This window comes from Ornithinibacillus liuyingii, from assembly GCF_055550225.1.
Window position 1 is genome coordinate 24,538 of the sequence record NZ_JBPWOS010000018.1, and the last position, 21,110, is coordinate 45,647.

The window sequence follows — 21,110 nt, forward strand, 5'->3', positions numbered from 1 at the left end:
AGGGATGGGTAGCTTTATCAAAAAGGATTTATTAATTATATGGCGAGATCGAAAAGAACTTATTACAGTTCTCTTGCTGCCGATTATTTTAGTAATCGTACTAAATTTTGCCTTTTCTGGATTGCTAGGTAATGATGAAGAGTCTGAGCTTGATTTACATTTAGCGATCGTAAATCAAGATAATCATGCAGACTTACAAGCCCAATTGAAGGATAAATTAATGGATAACGAATCTGTTGGGAAAGAAGAAGTAGCTGTATTGGTAGAACAAGCAAGTCAGTTGAATCCAGCTTCGATGCTATTACATTACCTAGAAAGTGATGATTTAAAGAGTTTAGTAACAATACAAGATCTTGAAGAAGCAGATGCTATATCAAAAGCAGAAGATGGTGAAGTAGACGGCATTCTAATTATACCGGAAGGGTTTAGTGCCGATAGTCTATATGCGGCCTTTGTCGGACAGAGTCCAACCACTTCATTGGAATTAAAAATAGAAAAAGAAACTACAAATAATCGTATTTTATTTGATATCATTCAGGGGTTTACAGATCAATTGAATTATCAATTTGCACTACAGGAATTAGATGCTTCTCAAGTAGAGGTAGTAACTCCAGAAGGTGGAATCGAAAAAGTAGGAGCAGGTGATAGCTTTACATTAACCCAATATTTTACGATAGCAATGGGAGCATTGTTTGCCTTATTTCTAGCCTCGACCGTTGCTACTAAAGCAGGAGTAGAAATTAGAGAAAGAGTATTTTACCGTATTCAATTATCCAATAGTAATCCAATCCTCTATTTAATTGGAAAAATGGTATCTACTTTTATCTTAACTTGGTTGCAAATGATGTTTATTTTTGTATTTGCTCATTTTGTCCTTGATGCCTTTCCTGACAGGTCATTTAGTTTCTGGCTTGGCCTTATAGGAATTGTTACTTTACTTGCTATTGCTATTGCTAGTTTGGCAGCAATGTTCACAAGTATTTCGCTGCGCGTGACGAGCATTGATACAGCAAATGGGATCTTTATGTTATTTATTTTATTGTTCGGTATTATCGGTGGAAACTTTGTGCCTATTTATATATTACCGGATTGGCTTATAAAAATTGGTGAATGGACACCAAACGGGCTATCTTTAGTAATGCTCACTAATTGGATTCAGTTCGAAGAGTTATCAAACATCTTCACATCCATTCTGATTTTGATTGGGTTCTTCCTTTTATTTTTGATAATTAGTTTGGCCTTGTATCCAAAAAGGGGGAAAGCATAATGAAGTCAGTTTTATGGGCGCAATTTGCTAAAGATAAGCGAAACCCGCTTTTCATCCTATTATTTATAGCTGCAAGCATTCTAGGTATCCTTTTATTTGCTGGAGGTGTTCAATCGCCGACAAAGGTTACTATCTTTAGTGAAGAGGAAAATGCCTCTGAAATAGTAGAGAAGTGGCAAGAGCTGTTGAATATGGATAGCTCATTTACGTTCGAAATTGGTACTCCTGAACAGGCTCGTGAAGATGTAACAGATGGAAGAATTGACGTAGCATTAAAATTAATGGACATGGATTACCGGTTAGTCATAGCTAGTGAGCTTCCAACTATTTCTTTAGTTCGTCAACACGTGGAAAAAGTGTTTCAACGCGAAGCACAAATTCGCGCAGTGGCTGAAGCGGAAGAGGATGAAAATGTTCGAAGCAAGATCAATAGCTACCTTGAAAACGCACCATTTCACATAGAAACGAGAGTACTAGACGGAGAAGAGCTTCCGAATTTTAACATGAGTACTCAATTATTGTTTGCTTTTACCTTTTTAGTTGCTATGTTTATTCTAGGTTTGAAAGTGAACAATGTGACACATGATAAAGTTTCTGGTGTTTGGAATCGAATGATATTATCACCAATTAGTAAAGTAAGTATGTATAGCGGATATATTTTATATAGCTTTCTAATAACCATGTTTCAAATTGTGGTTGTGTTGCTCCTATTTAAGTATGTCATGAACTATGAGTTGGGGGATCATTTAGGGCTAATTATCGTAATTTCTGCGTTTTTTGTTTTTAGTATGATTAGTATTGCTATGTTAATTACTGGATTTGTAAAAACTCCAGAACAATTTTTAAGCATTTACCCTTCAGTCATACCACTATTACCACTTATTAGTGGAGTTTATATGATGCCAGGTACGATAACCAATCCAGTGTTATTGTTTATTGCTGACTTATTTCCGTTGTCCCATGCAATGGATGCATTAATGTCTGTCATATTTAATGATGGTAGATTGGGAGATATTATGATGTCTCTATTGATTATGTTACTAATTGGAGTCGTGGCGATGGGAATAGGGATTAATATGATTGAACGGAGGAAATAGTATTCATTACGTTTAATGAATAGGTGAAAAAGCTCTCGAGTGTAAAAGACCGAGAGTTTTTTCAATTTAGACAGTAGAAGAGCGTTAAATCTCAGCCTAGAAAACAGTGATCTAAAATGAAGCTAAACATGATAAAAAAAGAATAAAAAAGGCGAATTAAAAGCAATTAGTTAGAAACTTCCACTTTTTGTATATATAATAGGAGAAGTATTAATAAAAACAACGTTGTCTTCATCTAAAAAGAAAAGACGTAGATTTTGAGGTGGAATGTATGAAGAACACAGGATTAGTATTAGAAGGTGGAGGAAGTAGAGGAATCTATACGGCTGGCGTTATTCATTATTTAATGGAGCAAGATATATACCTTCCATATGTAATTGGTGTATCTGCAGGTGCCTGTAATGGTTCTTCTTATGTCGCACGGCAAATAGAACGAAATAGAGCGGTTCTGATTGATTACTTAGACCATCCCGATTATATATCATTTCGAAACTTCGTAAAGAAAAGAGAAATTTTTGGGATGGATTTTTTATTTGATGTGTTACCAAATGAATTAGAGCCTTTTGATTTTGACGCATTTTATGCTGCAAAGGAGGAGTTTGTCATTGGTGTTACCGACTGTATGACAGGGGAGCCTGTTTTTTATAAAAGGGAAGATTATAAAGATGAAATATTAAAGATAATTCGGGCATCGAGCTCCTTGCCATTATTCGCACCAGTTGTTGAATATGATAATCGAAGTCTGTTAGATGGAGGTATTTCCGATCCAATTCCAATCAAGCAATCGGTAAAAGACGGGAATCAAAAGAATGTCGTCATTTTAACGAGAAATAGAGGTTATGTTAAAAAGCCACAATCATTTGGATGGTACATGCGCAAAAAATATAAACAATACCCCGGTCTATTAAAAGCAATAGAAAGACGTCACCATGTATATAATGAAACATTAAGCTATATATTTGAAGAGGAGAAAAAAGGAAATGTGTTTGTCATCAGCCCATCTGAAAAGTTAGAAGTTGGACGTGTGGAAAGAAGTAAAGCTAAACTAACCGACCTATATCATCTAGGGATGAAGGATGTAAAAAAACTGTCGGAGGAATTAAGGGAATTTTTATCCTAGTTGAAGAAATAATCACCATGAGAAGAGTATTATAGAATCATATATAATAAATCGCACCTCTTAACAAGGAGGTGCGATACTATTTTGTATTAGATATTTTAATATATGATAAAATCTGCTCTAAATATAGACTAGTGTTATTGGCATTTCCCACCGAACCTAAATCTCTCAGAATTTGAATGGTTTGTCGTAGTTTAGCCTCTCCAGATTCCTTGTTCCCTAACTTTAACTCTAAGGCTCCCTTTAGTTGCAGGATTTTAAGCCGTTCAAATAATTTATCTTCGGGTAATTGTATGGCATCAAGATAGGAGAAAAATTCCGTAATTTCCTGTTCGTATGTTAATTCTTCGGGAAAGCGATTAACTGGACCTATTAAGTAGGTAATGGTATTGATAAGGATAGCAGTAATCGTATCACGTGCTTTTTTTAATTCTTGATAACGGCTGCTTTTTATGTATGCTGTCTTAGAAAGCTGTATCACTACACCAGGATCAAGAAAGAACATCGTAGCGCTATAGAGAGCTAATTCGTAATATCCCCATACTTCGACCCGAAATAAATAATCTGTTAACAGATCGATTTCCGCTTTATTCACATTTTCGTCCATCATGGTGGAGCTCACCATACTATCGTAAACCTCAAGCATTAATACATTAAAATAATATGTTTCTATTCCATAACGCTCCCACTTTTTCATTTCTTGATTTTTTAGTTGCTTTAATCGATCTGAATTTTGACTAGTGTAGGCTGTATTGACTAGCTGGAAGAATTGTTCGAGCTGGCTTGGTTGGTAGTCGTGATGTACATATATAAATTCATCCATACTGAGCATCAGCTTGTCTAAAATTCTTGTGAAAATTCCAAGTGTTATATCCGAATCACCACGTTCAAATTTTGATAAAAATGAAATGGAACATACTCCATCAGCTAGCTCTTTCATCGTTACCCCTTTTTGCTTACGAATTATTCGAAAGGTTTCTCCATAGCTCCTCAATATTCTAACCACCTAACCTCAAATTCCACTATATGAAAGTTTTATAAATATTGCTAACCATCCAAATTAAAATAAACATACAACAAGTTCTTTTCCATTAGTATAACGGAAGTAATTAGAGGAGGATAATGAAATGAAAGAATTAAGGCATTATATTGCAGCGAATGGAACGATAATTGATGTGGAAAATGAAGTTTCTTTTGAGGGTTCTATTGAAATCTGTGATGGAAAAATAAGAAGGATTTATACACAAAATGAAGCATTACCAGATGATATTAGTGTAGTGGATGTGAGTGGAAAGTATCTTATTCCTGGATTAATTGATATGCATTGCCATATTCAAGAACGATTTGCACCACATTTTTTAGCATCAGGGGTAACAACGGTCCGTAACACCGCGGGAAATGTATTTCTACTTAAGAATATGATTGATGCTCCATTCGATGTACCTACTCCACGTGTATATGCTGCAGACCGCATGATTGATGGAACCCCTGGCCTATGGGGACCAACCAGTTTTGGGAATCTAGTAACTGATGACCCAGAAACAGCTAGAAAAGAAGTTAGAAGACAGGCTGAAGCAGGGGCAAAATTTATTAAAGTGTATGGGCTGATAAAGAAAGAGGTTTTACAGGCAGTGGTGGAAGAGGCGAGAGAATTTAATCTAGAAGTAAGTTGTGATCTCATCCATGCAAAGGAATTGAATGCTTTAGAAGCAGCAGAAATTGGAGTGACATGGTTTGAGCATGCTTCAGGATTTGTACAAGCTCTTTATGATGGCTGGCATCCAACCGCGGATCAAGAAAAGTGGCGTCATATTGATTGGGAGAAACCAGATGAGGCGAGAATCAAAGCATTGTGTGAGGAAATGCTTAAGCATCATGTGAAGCTTTGCCCTACTTTAGTGCTTACGGACCAAGTAACACAGCAACCTAACCCGTGGTATCCCAAAAATAAAGTAACCGAGTCACTTAAGAAAGAAGGGATTTTAATCGATCACTGGGAAAAAAATGCGGTACAGGAAGCACTACTAAAAGAGCAGATCGGTATATTAGATCTGTTTACGAAAACAGTTGCCAAAACCTATGCCGATTTGGGAGGAACCGTTGTCGCAGGAACGGACACTCCTGCACTTATTTGGACCTTCCCAGGCATGGCTTTACATCGTGAATTAGAGTTATTTGTAGAAATTGGATTTTCAGAAATTGAGGCATTACAGGCTGCAACAATCCAGGCTGCAAGGTCTATCCAAATGGAGGAAATTGGTGCAATAAAAGAAGGCTTTATCGCTGATTTAGTCGTATTAGATGCGAATCCATTGATCGATATTCAATATACGAAGAGCATTCATCACATAATTAAAGGAGGGAAAATTTATTCACAAGATGAATTACTTAGTAACGTTCCAAGTAACGAATATATGGAAAAGTTGATAGCTGATTTTCAGATTGAATGGGAAAAAGTTGAATCAGTGCAAAGCTAAATAATGAATTCATAGGCAGGTAAGACTTGGGGATTTATATGACTAGCATAGGCAAAGGAGTGCTGGTTTAAATCCGAGTTATGTACGTACTGGAAAAAGTAGTACTTAAGTAAGATAAAAACAAGGGATAGTCAGTTTAACTATCCCTTGTTTTTAACAGTAAAGATGTTAATTTGTTTCGATTACTAATGGTACAAATTTTTGATTATCAACATCAACTAATCCCATATCGGTTATTTTTGCTTTTGGTATAACAGGAAGGGTAGCGATTATTAATCGATGGATTGGATTTTTTCCGGGCATCATGCTTGCTTCAATTCGGTCTAAGAAAGCATTAATCCGTGGTGAAAATTCTTCAGCACCCTCCGTTGTCATTAACCCTGCAATGGGTAATTTTAGTTCAGCAACGATTTCTCCGTTTTTAACAGCAACCATTCCACCATTTGATTCTCTTAAGTGATTCGCTGCAAGCTTCATATCTGTTTTGTTTACCCCTAATACCGCCAAATTATGACTATCGTGGGCAACAGTTGTTGCTACAGCACCTTCGATTATGCCGAATCCAGCTAAAACACCTTTTGCAACATTGTTATTATGTCCGTGTCGATGAAAAACAGCGATATAGTTTAATGGCGCTTTCTTACCATCATACTCACCTAAATTCACTTCTCCGTTAATAACCGGTAAGGTAACTTCATGGAAATTCGTTGGGATTCCAGGCGCATAATCATATTCGATGGCATTAACTTTTGCTATGGTTGCATGTGGATCTTCTACTGTAATGGATAGATCTTCTTCTTTAATTTCGGGTAGTTTTACCGTATTCATAAAGTGCTTAGGAGGATTAACTACATTTTGTTTTCTTATTAGATTACCCTTTTCCACGATGAGTTTTCCTGAAGTGAACACATCGGATACTACCATCGTCTTGATATCATCTAGTAGAACGATATCGGCAATTCGACCAGGGCTAATTGCACCAATATCAGTTCTTCTTAACCGGTTGGCAGCATTCAAGGTGCCATAACGAATGGCATTGATTGGGTCAATTCCTTCCTCTATTGCACGGCGAACCACATGATTCATATGACCTTGTTGTAATAAATCATTCGCTTTTACATCATCCGAACACAAGCAAACATTAGGTAGGTAGCCTTTATCTTTAATTACTTTCGCAATGGGTGCTACATTGTAAGAAAAGGAGCTTTCCCGAATTTCAACAATCATTCCCGCTTGAAGTTTCTCTAGTGCTTCTTCACCGGTACGACATTCATGGTCGGAGTCAATTCCAGCTACTAGGTACGCAGAAAGATCACGCCCACTTAACGTTGGTGCATGGCCTTGAGCAATTTTTCCAGCATCAAGTGCAGCTTGGACAATACCAGCCATGCGCGGGTCTTGATGGATGACATCGTAATAATTCATCACTTCAGCTAATCCGTCTATACCGTCCCATTGTATTAATTTCTCTACCAGTTCTGGAGTGAAATCAGCACCCGACGTTTCTAAACGAGGTGCAGATGGTACACAGGAAGGGAGATAAGTAAGGATTCGTAAATCCAAGTCCTTACTTGCTTCAATCATATAAGCAAGCCCTTCTTCCCCTAGTACATTCGTAATTTCATGTGGATCTGTTACGACTGTTGTGGTCCCATGAGGCAGAACTACTTCCGCATACGCACTTGGAGTCAGCATACTGCTTTCGATGTGTACATGTGTGTCAATTAATCCTGGGATAGCGTATTTTCCCTGACCATCTATCACTTGTTTTGCTTGTAAAGTTGTGACTCCTGGCTTTGTAACATGAGCAATTTTATCTTGATAAATTCCTATTGCTGCTGGGTAAATTTCACCGGTAAAAACATTAACTAATTTAATATTTTCAATGGCTAAATCTAACGGTATATCACCACGAGCAGCTGAAATCAAATTATGATTCATATTCGTTCACTCCAATACTAATCAATTAAATTAACCATAGGTAATATGCTAGTGGAATACATAAAAAATATAGTCCAATAGGAATTTCGCGAACTTTTCCTGTGATTAATTTAATGACAACATAGGATAATATTCCAAACACAATTCCATTTGCGATACTGAAAGAAAATGCCGTTACTAGTATCGTAATTAATGCCGTGGCTAATTCATCTAATTTATCAAAGTTGATATTTTTAAGAGATTCTAAAATAGTAATCCCGATTACTACTAGTGCTGGAGCAGTTGCAACAGATGGAACCATTAGGAATATAGGAGTTAATAATAAACATATCCAGAACATGACCCCTGCTGAAACAGCCGTTAAACCGGTTTTACCACCTTCACTAACACCACTTGCCGATTCTACATAGGTTGTTACAGTGGTAACCCCTAGTAAGGAACCAGTTATCGTTGCAGATGAGTCAACTATAAATGGCTTTTTAATTCCTGGTAGGTTGCCGTCTTTATCTAATAATCCAGCCTTTCCACTAACTCCTAATATTGTTCCAAGAGAAGAAAAGAAATCACCGGTAAAGAAAGTAAAGATTAACGGGAAGAACGATAGCTTTAATGCCGCTATCCAATCAACTTGAAAGAAGATGGATGTTGGATTTGGCGGTAATTGGAAAAATGTATCCGGTAAATTGGTAATTCCTAATGGAAGTCCTAGGACTGTAATTAAAATGATTCCCCATAGTACGGCACCTTTTACTTTCCTTGCCATTAAACCAATCGTAACCAAAATACCGATTACGGCTAATAGAACACTAGGTTCATGTAGGGTAGCTAGTGTCATATTGTTGCTTCCTTCTCGTTGAATGATAATACCACCATTCACAAGACCAGTGCCGACTATAAAAATACCCACTGATCCACTAATAGCAAGCTTAATATTTTTTGGAAGCATGTTGGAGATTGCTTCACGAAGGCCAAGTAAGGTTAAGACCAAGAAGGCTACACCAGAAATAAATATCATTCCTAAAGCCGTCTCCCATGTTGCAAGACCTGCTGCTACAACGGAGTATGCAAAAAAGGCGTTACTTCCCATTGCCGGTGCAAGGGCAAATGGTCGATTTGTAAAAATACCCATAATAATAGAAAATAGTCCAGAAACAATCATAGTGGATACCATCACAGCACCTACAGGCATGCCGGCAGCACCCATTAAATTAGGTTGAACGATGATGATATATGCCATTGTAATAAATGTTGTTATTCCGGCTAATATTTCGGTTCTAATGTTCGTGTTTAGCTCATTCAGTTTAAACATGCGATTAAGAAAATTACTCATGTAGTTGTTCTCTCCTTGTCGAATTATGTCGCTATAACCTGTTATATCACTTTCTAGTAATGATAGTCAACCTATTTTCATACATTTTTATCATTTGTTGTCGTTAATGTTCGGATTTTACTGTTTTGAGTAATTGTTAATCCAGATATAAATATATAATAGAGATAAATGGCTATAAATTTGAAACCTTATAATCAAGGGAAACGTATTTCTGATTAAACGTACTTGTAGGTAAATTACACAAGTATTCCGAGGGGGAGTAAGTTTGGAGAATTCGCCAATATCGAGTAAAGAGAGAATCGTAACAATTGATATTATTCGAGGGTTTGCGTTGTTTGGCATTTTTTTAGTCAATATGCCGTCCTTTCATAGTGCCATATTTATGAAATCAATGTATGGAGTGGAACCGGTATATACGGGATTGGATTATTGGTTAGATGTATTTTTTACGCTGTTTATCGATATGAAGTTTTTTACTATCTTTTCATTTTTGTTCGGATTAGGGTTTTATATTTTCATTAGTCGTGCTGAGGGGAAGGGCTTAGCTGCAACAAGTCTATATACGAGAAGAATGCTGGCATTATTATTGTTTGGTCTTATCCACCTTATTGCACTTTGGTATGGCGACATTTTGCATACCTATGCCCTTGCTGGGTTTTTCTTATTGTTTTTTTACAAAAGAAAGATTAAAACCATGCTCATCTGGGCAGGGAGCTTGTTACTAGTTTATAATGCCTTTAATAGTTTGACATTATTAATACCAAGTACTTTTCTAGAGGAGGTACAAGAATCATCAGCCGTTGTGGAAAGGGCTGTTTCTAATTATACGGAGGTTTATCAGAATGCTGGGTACCTAGAGTTAGTTAACTTTCGACTAGGGACAGAGTTACCAATGATTCTATTCAATCTAATTCTAGCAATGCTACCAGTATTGGCGATGTTTCTTATTGGGTTGGCTGCAGGGAAAGCTGGTGTATTCCAATATGTAACGAAGTACCTAAAGCTACTGAAGCAAATACGTCTTGTTACGTTCCTTATCAGTATTCCGCTTACTGCGATATTAGCTTTATTTACCTTAGGAATAGTGGATTGGGGAATTAAACAAGATTATGTCATTTATGTGTTAACTAGTGTTGGTAGTATTCCGTTATGCTTGTTTTATATTTCAGCCTTGACGTTATTACTTCAGCATGAAAAATGGCAACAAAGACTACGTGCACTTCGATTTACTGGTCAAATGGCGTTAACGAATTATCTATTCCAAACCATCTTTTCCGTTGTGATTTTTGTAGGATTTGGGTGGTATGGTAATGTAAGTCTTGGCATTGGAACGCTAATTTGTTTAGGGATTTTTGCAGGGCAAATGATGATAAGCACACTGTGGCTGAAGAAGTTTCGCTTTGGTCCATTTGAATGGTTGTGGAGAACGATTACGTATTGTAGGATACAACCGATTGCGAAGGATGTAAACTCGAAATCACCTTAGGCTACTAAAGAGCAGTAGTACTGGCATGTTTTCATTTTTTATGCTAATTTCATAACTAAGAGATTATGAACGTATCTATAATCGTAAGTAAAGGAGTGCCCCAATGGAAATTAAACTAAATCAAAAAGTCATCAAAGAGCGTTGTGGGGCCGTCTCCTTTAAAAGAGGGGACGCCTTTTATCGTAATGGAAAGGTATGGATAGAAGCGATAACTTCTGAGTCCTTGGATGCTGTAGTACAAGGCGCAGAGGATTTCCAAGTCCACCTCGAGAAGACGAACCAAGGGTTTACCGCGACTTGTAGTTGCCCTTCACTTACTTCATTTCAAAAGGACTGCCAGCATGTTGCAGCAGTACTAATCGCCTATTCTCATCACCAAAAAGCAAGTACACACGAGCTTAATCCTGGAGAGGCATTACAAGAGCTACCAGAGGACTTACTCACGATATTTCAATCGCCGCCCACACGAAAATCTGGCGAGCAAACTCATTTTGAAAATAGAACAGTAGTAAGAGCTATGCTACTATGCGTGGTTGTTCCTGATGAAGATCAAAATAATCTACTTGGTATTGGCTTGTCCATTGAGGGACAACCGATAAAAGATATTCGTGACTTTCTCGGTCAAATAGATGAAGGGAAAAGGTATAATATCACAGATAATTATACGTATGACCCGAGTAAACATTGCTTTGATAAAGAAACAGATCAAGTAATACAGCAATTAAACCAAATCATGAATGACGAAAAAATGTATCTACGAGCAATGCCTACTAAAGGAAGACATCAAGCTGACAAAGCGATATTACCTGTCCCGGCGTCCTCGTGGAATAAATTAGAGCCATTGTTAATCCATGCTCCTCACGTGACATTGCAATATGCTGGCAGAACGTATCCACAGTTTCAAGTAGTCGATGAGCCATTGCCACTAACATTTGAATTTAAGAAAAACGAAGGTAATGGCTATCAATTGGTAATAGACGGATTGGACAAAATGGTAATTTTACATGAATATGACACGGTACTTACCAATGGCAAGATTGTCGTGGTAAAACGAGGAGAAGCAGAACGGCTATATGGTCTTAAGCGAATGATGGAGAATTCCAGAACAAGCGCTATCCCTATACCTGCTAATCAACTGAAATATTATATGGAGAAACTAGTCCCGCATTTGCGAAAGCTTGGAGAAGTTCATTTAGCTGGTGAAGTAAATGCAGAAATTCAAAAGACACCATTAAAGGCAAAGCTGTATGTTGACCGTGTGAAAAATCGTTTGCTAGCAGGTCTTGAATTTCATTATGAAAATGTAGTAATCAATCCACTAGATGGGCGTCAGCCGAAAGTAGGTTCTATGATTATTCGTGATATCGAGAAGGAAGAAGAAATTCTCAACATCATGAAGGAGAGTCAATTTATCCAAACGGAAAGTGGTTATTATATTCAAAATGAAGAATTAGAGTATAACTTTTTACATCATCAATTACCGAAGCTGCACCAGTTGGTACAAGTCTACGCAACAACAGCAGTACGTTTAAGGATTCTACCTAAAACAACGGTGCCTAAAATTAAAGTGAGACATTACAGAGAAAGAACACATTGGCTTGAATTTACTTTCTCCATTGATGGTATCCCAGAAGAAGAAATAAAGGATGTATTAGCTGCATTAGAGGAAAAGCGAAAGTATTATCGACTAAGAAATGGTACACTTTTCTCCTTAGAAACAAGAGAAATGGAGGAAATCCATCGATTCATGCATCAAGTACCAAGGCAAATTGATGAATGGGACCAGCAATTGAACGTGCCAATTGTGGAAGGACTTAGGTTACTTAATACGATGGAGTCTAGTGACACAGTTACGATAGAAGCATCTTTTCGGAAATTTCTTCATACCATTATGCATCCTGAACAGTTACCTTATGCTGTACCTCAATCATTAGAAAGTGTGTTGCGCACTTACCAGAAACAGGGATTTAAATGGATGAAGGCTCTAGCGCATTATAGATTCGGTGGGATACTAGCAGATGATATGGGGCTAGGGAAAACGATTCAAAGTATCGCTTTTATTCTATCAGAACTCGATGTTATCCGAGAAAGTGGACGTCCAGCATTAATTGTCTGTCCATCTTCTGTTACGTATAATTGGCAAAGCGAATTGATGAGATTTGCTCCGGAGCTTCAGATGGTAATCATTGACGGGAGCAAGACAGAACGGATGAAGCTACAGGCTGAGCTAGCTGATGTAGATGTGATGATTACTAGTTATCCGTTGCTACGCAGTGATAGTAGATGGTATGAGGGACAAGAATTTCATGTTGTGTTCTTTGATGAAGCCCAAATGTTTAAGAATCCTCTAACCCAGACGGCAAGGGTGGTTAAAAAACTAAACGCTACTCACCGCTTTGCTTTAACTGGGACACCGATGGAAAATGCATTAGAGGAGCTATGGTCCATCTTTCATGTTGTGTTTCCCGAATTATTTTTAGGATTAAGGGAATATAGTGAACTAACTAAGAAGCAGATCGCCAGGAGAATTCGCCCATTTATGCTGCGGAGAGTGAAAGAGGATGTTCTGGAAGAATTACCGGAGAAAAGAGAAGTCATTGATACAACGGAATTACTGCCAGAGCAAAAGAAACTGTATGCTAGTTATTTGGCAAAGTTAAGGCATAAGACATTGCGACATCTGGATAGAGAAACAATAAGAAAAAATCGGATTAGAATATTGGCTGGACTAACCAGACTACGACAAATCTGCTGCCATCCTGCTTTATTTGTTGATGGCTATGAGGGGTCTTCGGCAAAATTTGAACAGCTTATTCGGATCGTAGAGGAAGCAAGGCTTGCTGGACGCAGAATGCTGATATTCTCTCAATTTACAAAGATGTTAAACCTTATAGGACAAGAATTAATGCTTGAAGGAATTTCACATTTTTATTTGGATGGACAAACCCCTTCAGAGGAAAGGGTCGCCTTATGTAATAGGTTCAATGCTGGAGAGAGAGATGTTTTTCTTATATCTTTAAAAGCTGGTGGTACTGGTCTGAACTTAACTGGCGCTGATACTGTCATTTTTTACGATAGCTGGTGGAATCCTGCAGTAGAAGAACAAGCAGCAGACCGTGCCCATCGTATCGGTCAGACACAAACGGTTCAAGTTATAAAGCTAGTAGCCAAAGGTACAGTGGAAGAGAAGATGAATGAATTACAAGCAAGGAAGCGCCATTTAATAGAAGAAGTAATCGATCCGCAAAGTGAACAATTGATGTCACTTACGGAAGAAGATATTCAAGCTTTGTTGCAATAATATCACTGGCCATGGAATATAGTGAGACATCAAGAAATCCAACCTTAGTAAATGCTATAAGGTTGGATTTTTTATTTCAATGATTCGCTAAAAATAGGAATTAAACTTTCTATTATATGTATATACATTAAACAAATTAGAAGGTGAATGAATATGAGATTAAATAAGAGTCAGGATAATTTTTTTTAGAAAGAATGCAGCTAGCTTTGAAAAATGATGAAAGTGAAATTGTGGAGTAATTAATAATGGATAATAAATAGGGGGGAGCAAGATGAATTTTAAATTAGATGAGGCTCTGGAGATTTTGGAAAGAACACCTAAGACGTTAGAAAGTTTGCTTTTTGGTCTATCTGTAGGTTGGCTTCACGTGAATGAAGGGGAAAGTACTTGGAATGCCTCCGAAGTAGTTGAGCATTTAATTGAAGCGGAGAAGGAGGATTGGCTGCCTAGAGTAGCATCTATTCTTGTTCCAGATGAAGATAATCATTTTCCACCATATGATCGTTTTGCCCATTTGAACAAAGCAGATAGATCGATTGATGCAGCATTAGCGGAATTTGCAAGGTTGCGAGTAGAGAGTATAGAAAAGCTTCAAGCCCTTATTCAAGATGATTCTGATTTTAAACGATTAGGTATTCATCCGGAATTTGGCGAAGTAACCCTTGAACAATTAATCTCGACATGGGTTGTCCATGATCTTACACATATCACACAAATTGCTCGAGTAATGGCGAAGCGTTATCAAAAAGATGTCGGTCCATGGGTTGCTTATTTAGGAGTATTAAATTAGCCGTTTCTTCTTTGTGTCTCTTTAAAAGGATTCTTTTTCAAATAATATAATAAGATGAAAAATACAGGCGAATGTCACATACGCAATAGTCCATTTTTACATATCCTATTCATATAGAAATTATTAAGGAATATTTGAGGGGGGTGTAAATTATGGGATATGGAAGTTCATGTGGATGTGATATCGGACCTTATTATGGATACGGCTATAATAGTGGAAATGGATTTGTTCTAATCGTCGTATTGTTTATCTTGTTAATTATTGTAGGTGCTGCTTGTTTAAATTAGTTTAATGACAATCTTAATGAGAAAAGGAATGTTAAAGGAAGAGGGCACTTTTAGTTTAAAAAACTAAAGACTTATTGTGTAGAGTTTTTAGTTTTTTTATTTGCCTAAATGAAAACAAAGTTTCCATTTTCTTAATGAGTACACCTAAGAGTGCTTGTATAAATAATCACGCTCTTAGGTGTACTTTTTTAGAAAGGATTAATATTCACATACTTCTAAGCAATTTCCGTCTATGTCATAAAATGCGAAGTACCGTGCACCGTATTCTTTTATCTCTTCTACCTTGACGCCATTCATTATTAAGTGGCTATATGCCTGCTCTGCATTATTGACATAGAAATTAAACAAGCTACGCCTTGCTTGAAAATATACTGGGTCATCGGTAAGAAATAACGTTATTGATGTATCACCAAACTTGATACATTGATACTCTCCCTTATCACTCGTCCAATCGGGTATACCATCAAGCACCTGCATGTACCATTTCCGTGATTTTTCAATATCTCGTGTCGGTACAAAAACAGTGTCTATTCGTTGAAACAATGTTGACATAGTGTCTACCTCCTTTCCTACTTCGTTCTATATAATTAATTCCACACAAACTAAGTAAATCCTTTTATCATTATGATTTAAAGATAGAAGAAGCAGAGATTCTCTAGGATCCCTGCTCTTTCGCGTTCTTATCAACAGCATCATGTTTACTATTAGAAGAACAGTAATGCAAAAAACATGGTAATTACTAATCCGATAATGACTGGTATAAAGCTTTTTCTCACTAAATCAATTACAGATATCTTGGCAAAGCCTGCGATGGCGATGATCGGAGACCAGGCGACTAGTGTACCACCACCGACCCAAATGGCACCGATTTGTCCGATTGAAGCTAAGGTGGTGGGATCCATTCCGGTTGAAGTGCCAAGTGCCTCGGATAGCGATCCAATTAGAGGGAGACCGGAGAAGCCCGAACCATCTAAACCAGATACCATTCCTAATAGTAATACACCAAAGGCAGTGAACACCTCATTATTTGGGATGTAACGCTGACCTTCCTCTACTAAATCAAAAAGAAAGGATGGTGTTGTATCTGGGTCCGTGCCGAAGATTTGCCCTGCCAATTCTCCACTTCCGATAAAGAAAAATGCGGCCACTGGGATAACAAGCCCCATTACTTTAAATGCAAATACAAACCCATTAACGATATGATCGCTTACTTCCTGGAGAGTTCTTCTATAATTGCGAAATAGAGACATAATGATGATAAGGATGATCGCTGTACCACCAACTAGTGCAGCCCCTGCTCCATCTTCTATGTCTGGTACAGCATCAGAAAACGTGGCAATAACGACATAGGTGACGATAATTAGAAAAATTGTAGGTACTAGAAAAGCAAATACCGTGCTATATTTCCCTCGTATCACATCTTTATCATCGGTTTTCAGGTTTAAATCCTCATCTTTCCCATTCTTTCAGGTGTTCTTTCGCTGGTTTTCGAATCGTTTTTCGAATCATAAAATAAGCAATTGTTAAGGAGACTACTCCTGTTACTAGTGATAGGATTAATGTTTGTTCCCCTATTGCATTTGCTTCTAGTACACGACTACTAGATGCTGTTAGCTCTGGTGCTACTTTCAAGACAAAATCGGAGGATAATGCCATCCCATGACCAGCTAGGGAAATCGCGATCGCAGACCCAATTGGAGATAGTCCAGCCGAAATTGCTACCGGTATTAATAAAGCTCCGATTAATGGTACGGCAGGTGCCGGCCAGAAAAAAAGCGATAAAATGTACGTGACTACAATAAGCACGAGAAAGGCTAATGTCCCATTACGCATTACTTTTTGGAATGGTTTAACCATCTGTTCATCGGCACCTATGGACTGGATAGAACCAAGAAGTGCGGCCATAATCGCTATAATTAAAAAAATATGAAACAATTCAGTCGCAGCTGTTAAATTGGCATTGAAGATTGCCTGAATGCCATCTAATAAAGAACCAGTAAAGGCACAAGCAACGAAGAAGCTCATGACTAAAGCTGGAACGACAACATTTTGTCTACATAACATCGTGACAATAATGAATAATGTTCCGATTAAATATAACCAATGTGCTAATGATAGATCCATTGTATACTCCTTCAATAACAGGTATTGAAAATCTCTGGGTGATTATACTATGTGGCTTGCGTCATTGATGTGAAAGGTGAGAGACAAGGTAAGAAAACATAAGAATGGATGACATATTTTTGACTTTAGTAGTATTTGATTGTTTTTGAAGTTTTTTGGTGGTAAAATACCGTTTTAGGAGGTATGTGATGTTAACAGATGAGAGATATTCTGTCATTTTAAACCGATTACAGGAATCCGGTATCGTAAAGACTCAGGATTTATTAACGATATTAAATTGTTCAGAGTCTACCATTAGAAGAGACTTAGACCATCTAGAACAGGCAGGTTATTTAAAGCGTATTCATGGTGGTGCGAAGAGAATTTATCAATTAGACGAAGAATTGTCTAATCAGGAGAAATCACTCAAAAACGTTCAAGAAAAATCAAGCATCGGTAAATTTGCAGCATCGCTTATCGAAGAAAATGATGTTATCTTCCTAGATGCCGGTACCACAACGCTTGCCATTATAGATTATATCAAGGTAGGGAACATTACAGTTGTAACCAATGGAATTCAACATGCTTCTCTACTAGCTGATTATGGGATAGATACCATTCTATTGGGCGGGAAAATCAAATTATCAACCAAAGCAATAGTGGGTCCGACTAGTATTAGTGAGTTGAAGAATTATCAATTCGATAAGGCCTTCATCGGTACCAATGGAATTGATTTAGAATTTGGTTGCACAACCCCTGATCCAGAAGAAGCAGCTATTAAAAGATTAGCATTTCGACAATCTGCCAATAGCTACGTTTTGGCAGATCAGACAAAGTGGAATAAAGTGACGTTTGTCAAAGTATGTGATTTAGATGATGTAACGATTATTACGGAACAGACTGAGTTGGACCTATCATCATTTAAAGAAAAAACAACGATTTTGGAGGCTACCTCATGATTTACACGATTACACTAAACCCTTCTATTGATTATATTGTAAGCATTCCACAAGTAGCGCTTGGGGAGCTAAATAAAATGGATCACGACCTAAAATTACCAGGTGGTAAAGGAATTAACGTATCACGAATCCTACACGAAGTAGGGAAAGATACCGTAGCGCTAGGCTTTTTAGGTGGATTTACTGGTGGTTTCATTTCCGATTGGCTTACGAAAGAAGGCGTTCGTTCTGATTTTATACAAATACAAGAGGATACTAGAATTAATATTAAATTAAAATCAGAAGAAGAAACAGAAATAAACGGTCGCGGACCAAGTATCTCACCAGAGGAATCAAAGAAACTTATGGAGAAACTTAGTTACTTAACACCAGAGGATACTGTGGTTTTATCTGGAAGTAAGCCACCGAGCCTTCCGGATGACTATTACTTACAACTAGTAGAACTGATAACGAAGCAGGGTGCTTCTTTCATCATCGACACAACTGGGCAGGAGTTATTCACTGCGTTACCATTAAACCCGTTATTAGTGAAACCGAATAAAGAGGAGTTAGCAGAACTATTTCAGGTCAGTATAACAAGTGAAGCGGATGTCCTTACTTACGGGAATAAGCTGCTAGAGCTAGGTGCAGAGCATGTTATCGTATCCATGGCAGGAGAAGGAGCACTTCTATTTACAAAAAATGGTACGTATAAAGGAATTAATCCAAAAGGTACCGTTAAAAATTCAGTCGGTGCTGGTGACTCAATGATTGCGGGATTTACTGGGGAATATATGCAATCTAAAGACCCAATTCAAGCATTCAAGATGGGAATTGCGTCTGGAAGTGCTACTGCGTTCTCAGATGATTTAGCAAAAAAACAAGACATTCTCTCTCTACTTGGTCAGATTGAGATAAAGCCATTATAAGTGAAATAACATAACATAAAAGGATGAGACAAATGAAGATTACAGATTTACTAAGAAAGGACATCATGATTCTTGATTTACAGGCTACGGAAAAAGAATCAGCAATTGATGAAATGATAGCAAGCCTAAATAATAGTGGTGTTCTTACAGACGTTGCCGAATTTAAAGATGCGATTTTAAAGCGGGAGGCACAAACTTCTACTGGACTGGGCGATGGAATTGCTATGCCCCATGCCAAGAACAAAGCAGTAACAGAACCAACCGTACTTTTTGCAAAAAGTAAAAAAGGGGTAGACTATGAATCACTAGATGGACAACCTGCCTATTTATTTTTCATGATCGCTGTTCCTGAAGGCGGAAATAACACCCATTTAGAAACGTTAGCAGCCCTATCTAGGAAATTAATCGATAAGGAATTTGTTGATCAATTAAAAGCGGCTTCTAATGCGGATGAAGTTCTTGCATTATTTGTCGAGGAACAAGAGGAAGAAGCAGATAAGACTTCTAATGAAGCACCAGCAAATGATACGAAACCATTTGTTGTTGCGATTACGGCTTGTCCAACAGGGATTGCCCATACATTCATGGCTGAAGATGCATTAAAGAAAAAAGCGAAAGAGATGAATGTAGATATTCGAGTAGAGACTCAAGGTTCTGAAGGTGCGAAAAATACCTTAACAGAAGATGAAATACGTCGTGCAGATGCGGTAATTATTGCTGCTAGTAAGAAAGTTGATTTAAATCGTTTTGATGGTAAACATGTTCTACAACGTCCGGTGGCAGATGGTATTAAGAAATCGGAAGAATTAATTACGAAGGCGGTTAATAAGGCTGCTCCTATTTACCATTCTGATGGCAGCGAGCAAAAAGCTGATGATATGGAAGATAAGCCTAACTCTATATGGGGAAAGATTTATAAGGATTTAATGAATGGAATTTCTCATATGCTTCCATTTGTTGTCGGTGGTGGTATTTTACTTGCGCTTTCCTTCTTATTTGAAAGCTTCTTAGGTGATGATAGCACAACATTTACTTTCTTAAATGATATCGGTAGTAATGCGTTTAGTTTCTTAATTCCAATCTTTGCTGGATTTATTGCCTTAAGTATAGCGGATCGTCCGGGATTAATGCCAGGTATGGTCGGTGGTTTAATTGCCGTAAATAGTAATGCAGGATTTTTAGGTGGACTTGTTGCTGGTTTCTTAGCAGGTTATGTCATTCTTTTATTAAGAAGATTACTACGCGGGTTACCAAAGACATTAGAAGGGCTAAAGCCTATTCTACTTTACCCAGTACTAGGACTATTTTTAACTGGAATTTTAATGTACTTTATATTTGGGCCGATATTTGCAACGATTAATACGGCATTGATTGATTTCTTACAAGGCCTTGGAACGGCTAATGCCGCTATACTGGGAATCGTTCTTGGTGGAATGATGGCAGTAGATATGGGTGGACCATTCAATAAAGCAGCATATGCTTTTTCTATTGGTATCTTTACGGATACTGGAGATGGTAGTCTAATGGCTGCTGTTATGGCTGGTGGGATGGTGCCACCACTTGCAATCGCCTTAGCAAGCACATTCTTTAAAAATAAATTCTCAGCAGAAGAACGTAAATCAGGTGTAACGAATTATGTAATGGGATTATCCTTTATTACAGAAGGAGCAATTCCGTTTGCAGCTGCTGACCCATTACGTGTTATTGGTTCATCTGTAGTAGGTGCAGCTATTGCAGGTGGTCTGACTCAATTCTTTGGATCAGCAATTCCAGCACCACATGGCGGAATCTTTGTTACGCCACTTGCAGAACATGCATGGTTCTTCCTATTATCACTCGCAATTGGTGCCATTGTTTCGGCAGTCTTATTAGGACTATGGAGAAAACCAGTGAGTGAAGAAAAGTAATTGGATAGTGTAATTGAAAATTAAAATGCCTAGGTGAATCGGCACTTACCCCCAAAAGTTAGAGTAGTATATCTAACTTTTGGGGGTGTTTTTTATGTCCAAATATAGTGAGGAATTTAAAATAAAGCTTGTTATTG

At 37.6% G+C, this 21,110-nt stretch carries 17 protein-coding genes; 11 read left to right on the top strand and 6 right to left on the bottom strand.

The window, feature by feature from the left end; translation table 11 throughout:
- Positions 1 to 4 precede the first annotated feature (4 nt).
- The 3 genes from ACSKT4_RS18455 to ACSKT4_RS18465 all read left to right on the top strand — a co-directional run bounded on the left by ACSKT4_RS18455 (position 5) and on the right by ACSKT4_RS18465 (position 3,484).
- On the top strand, positions 5 to 1,267 hold the full coding sequence (locus ACSKT4_RS18455; RefSeq protein WP_186871039.1) for an ABC transporter permease: 1,263 nt from the start codon (positions 5 to 7) through the stop codon (positions 1,265 to 1,267).
- Positions 1,267 to 2,364 carry an ABC transporter permease gene (locus ACSKT4_RS18460; RefSeq protein WP_465823725.1) on the top strand — a complete coding sequence of 366 codons (1,098 nt, stop codon included), beginning with the start codon at positions 1,267 to 1,269 and terminating at the stop codon, positions 2,362 to 2,364. The genes ACSKT4_RS18455 and ACSKT4_RS18460 overlap by 1 nt, the downstream gene beginning before the upstream one ends.
- A 271-nt stretch (positions 2,365 to 2,635) precedes the next feature.
- Entirely contained in the window at positions 2,636 to 3,484 is an 849-nt protein-coding gene (locus tag ACSKT4_RS18465) for a patatin-like phospholipase family protein (protein WP_186871041.1), read from the top strand.
- 79 nt (positions 3,485 to 3,563) lie between these two features.
- Here ACSKT4_RS18465 and ACSKT4_RS18470 read toward each other — a convergent pair whose 3' ends face one another.
- Positions 3,564 to 4,478, bottom strand: coding sequence for a helix-turn-helix domain-containing protein (locus ACSKT4_RS18470; RefSeq protein ID WP_186871042.1), 915 nt, complete (start codon positions 4,476 to 4,478; stop codon positions 3,564 to 3,566).
- Between the two features lie 133 nt (positions 4,479 to 4,611).
- Between ACSKT4_RS18470 and ACSKT4_RS18475 the strand changes: the two genes are divergently transcribed.
- On the top strand, positions 4,612 to 5,961 hold the full coding sequence (locus ACSKT4_RS18475; protein WP_186871043.1) for an amidohydrolase family protein: 1,350 nt from the start codon (positions 4,612 to 4,614) through the stop codon (positions 5,959 to 5,961).
- A gap of 168 nt (positions 5,962 to 6,129) precedes the next feature.
- On the opposite strand, the gene ade is transcribed toward ACSKT4_RS18475, so the two are convergent.
- Together ade and ACSKT4_RS18485 are read right to left on the bottom strand one after the other, a co-directional pair.
- Positions 6,130 to 7,902, bottom strand: coding sequence for an adenine deaminase (gene ade, locus ACSKT4_RS18480; protein ID WP_186871044.1), 1,773 nt, complete (start codon positions 7,900 to 7,902; stop codon positions 6,130 to 6,132).
- 25 nt (positions 7,903 to 7,927) lie between these two features.
- Positions 7,928 to 9,232, bottom strand: coding sequence for an NCS2 family permease (locus ACSKT4_RS18485; RefSeq protein WP_186871045.1), 1,305 nt, complete (start codon positions 9,230 to 9,232; stop codon positions 7,928 to 7,930).
- A 265-nt stretch (positions 9,233 to 9,497) separates the two neighbouring features.
- Here ACSKT4_RS18485 and ACSKT4_RS18490 point away from each other — a divergent pair, with 265 nt between their 5' ends.
- From ACSKT4_RS18490 to ACSKT4_RS18505, 4 genes are all read left to right on the top strand, one after another.
- The gene (locus ACSKT4_RS18490) at positions 9,498 to 10,718 is read left to right on the top strand and encodes a DUF418 domain-containing protein (protein ID WP_186871046.1); all 1,221 of its coding nucleotides are present in this window, start codon (positions 9,498 to 9,500) and stop codon (positions 10,716 to 10,718) included.
- A 103-nt stretch (positions 10,719 to 10,821) separates the two neighbouring features.
- A complete protein-coding gene (locus tag ACSKT4_RS18495; RefSeq protein ID WP_186871047.1) occupies positions 10,822 to 14,019 on the top strand; it encodes a DEAD/DEAH box helicase in 3,198 nt (1,065 codons plus the stop codon).
- A gap of 271 nt (positions 14,020 to 14,290) precedes the next feature.
- Positions 14,291 to 14,809 (top strand): DinB family protein, encoded by a 519-nt coding sequence (locus ACSKT4_RS18500; RefSeq protein ID WP_186871048.1) that lies wholly within the window; start codon positions 14,291 to 14,293, stop codon positions 14,807 to 14,809.
- Positions 14,810 to 14,961: 152 nt separating this feature from the next.
- Positions 14,962 to 15,096 (top strand): YjcZ family sporulation protein, encoded by a 135-nt coding sequence (locus ACSKT4_RS18505; protein ID WP_186871049.1) that lies wholly within the window; start codon positions 14,962 to 14,964, stop codon positions 15,094 to 15,096.
- Between the two features lie 198 nt (positions 15,097 to 15,294).
- Here ACSKT4_RS18505 and ACSKT4_RS18510 read toward each other — a convergent pair whose 3' ends face one another.
- The 3 genes from ACSKT4_RS18510 to ACSKT4_RS18520 form a co-directional block, all read right to left on the bottom strand.
- Entirely contained in the window at positions 15,295 to 15,648 is a 354-nt protein-coding gene (locus tag ACSKT4_RS18510; RefSeq protein ID WP_186871050.1) for a VOC family protein, read from the bottom strand.
- A 152-nt stretch (positions 15,649 to 15,800) separates the two neighbouring features.
- Positions 15,801 to 16,514 carry a hypothetical protein gene (locus ACSKT4_RS18515; RefSeq protein ID WP_366481263.1) on the bottom strand — a complete coding sequence of 238 codons (714 nt, stop codon included), beginning with the start codon at positions 16,512 to 16,514 and terminating at the stop codon, positions 15,801 to 15,803.
- Positions 16,515 to 16,545: 31 nt separating this feature from the next.
- Positions 16,546 to 17,220: a hypothetical protein gene (locus tag ACSKT4_RS18520; RefSeq protein WP_366481264.1), complete on the bottom strand. Its 675-nt coding sequence runs from the start codon at positions 17,218 to 17,220 to the stop codon at positions 16,546 to 16,548.
- A 188-nt stretch (positions 17,221 to 17,408) separates the two neighbouring features.
- Between ACSKT4_RS18520 and ACSKT4_RS18525 the strand changes: the two genes are divergently transcribed.
- The 3 genes from ACSKT4_RS18525 to ACSKT4_RS18535 are packed head-to-tail and all read left to right on the top strand — an operon-like array spanning position 17,409 to position 20,973.
- Positions 17,409 to 18,158 carry a DeoR/GlpR family DNA-binding transcription regulator gene (locus ACSKT4_RS18525; RefSeq protein ID WP_186871051.1) on the top strand — a complete coding sequence of 250 codons (750 nt, stop codon included), beginning with the start codon at positions 17,409 to 17,411 and terminating at the stop codon, positions 18,156 to 18,158.
- Entirely contained in the window at positions 18,155 to 19,066 is a 912-nt protein-coding gene (gene pfkB / locus ACSKT4_RS18530) for a 1-phosphofructokinase (protein WP_465823726.1), read from the top strand. Before ACSKT4_RS18525 ends, pfkB begins: the two co-directional genes overlap by 4 nt.
- A 32-nt stretch (positions 19,067 to 19,098) precedes the next feature.
- Positions 19,099 to 20,973, top strand: a complete 1,875-nt coding sequence (locus ACSKT4_RS18535; protein WP_186871053.1) for a PTS fructose transporter subunit IIABC — start codon at positions 19,099 to 19,101, stop codon at positions 20,971 to 20,973.
- The last annotated feature ends 137 nt before the right edge of the window (positions 20,974 to 21,110 follow it).

Coding starts and splice junctions, on each gene's coding strand:
- ACSKT4_RS18475 (WP_186871043.1), top strand. CDS start 4,612: ATGAAAGAATTAAGGCATTATATTGCAGCGAATGGAACGATAATTGAT.
- ACSKT4_RS18465 (WP_186871041.1), top strand. CDS start 2,636: ATGAAGAACACAGGATTAGTATTAGAAGGTGGAGGAAGTAGAGGAATC.
- ACSKT4_RS18535 (WP_186871053.1), top strand. CDS start 19,099: ATGAAGATTACAGATTTACTAAGAAAGGACATCATGATTCTTGATTTA.
- ACSKT4_RS18525 (WP_186871051.1), top strand. CDS start 17,409: ATGTTAACAGATGAGAGATATTCTGTCATTTTAAACCGATTACAGGAA.
- ACSKT4_RS18500 (WP_186871048.1), top strand. CDS start 14,291: ATGAATTTTAAATTAGATGAGGCTCTGGAGATTTTGGAAAGAACACCT.
- pfkB (WP_465823726.1), top strand. CDS start 18,155: ATGATTTACACGATTACACTAAACCCTTCTATTGATTATATTGTAAGC.
- ACSKT4_RS18460 (WP_465823725.1), top strand. CDS start 1,267: ATGAAGTCAGTTTTATGGGCGCAATTTGCTAAAGATAAGCGAAACCCG.
- ACSKT4_RS18485 (WP_186871045.1), bottom strand. CDS start 9,232: ATGAGTAATTTTCTTAATCGCATGTTTAAACTGAATGAGCTAAACACG.
- ACSKT4_RS18520 (WP_366481264.1), bottom strand. CDS start 17,220: ATGGATCTATCATTAGCACATTGGTTATATTTAATCGGAACATTATTC.
- ade (WP_186871044.1), bottom strand. CDS start 7,902: ATGAATCATAATTTGATTTCAGCTGCTCGTGGTGATATACCGTTAGAT.
- ACSKT4_RS18495 (WP_186871047.1), top strand. CDS start 10,822: ATGGAAATTAAACTAAATCAAAAAGTCATCAAAGAGCGTTGTGGGGCC.
- ACSKT4_RS18510 (WP_186871050.1), bottom strand. CDS start 15,648: ATGTCAACATTGTTTCAACGAATAGACACTGTTTTTGTACCGACACGA.
- ACSKT4_RS18505 (WP_186871049.1), top strand. CDS start 14,962: ATGGGATATGGAAGTTCATGTGGATGTGATATCGGACCTTATTATGGA.
- ACSKT4_RS18455 (WP_186871039.1), top strand. CDS start 5: ATGGGTAGCTTTATCAAAAAGGATTTATTAATTATATGGCGAGATCGA.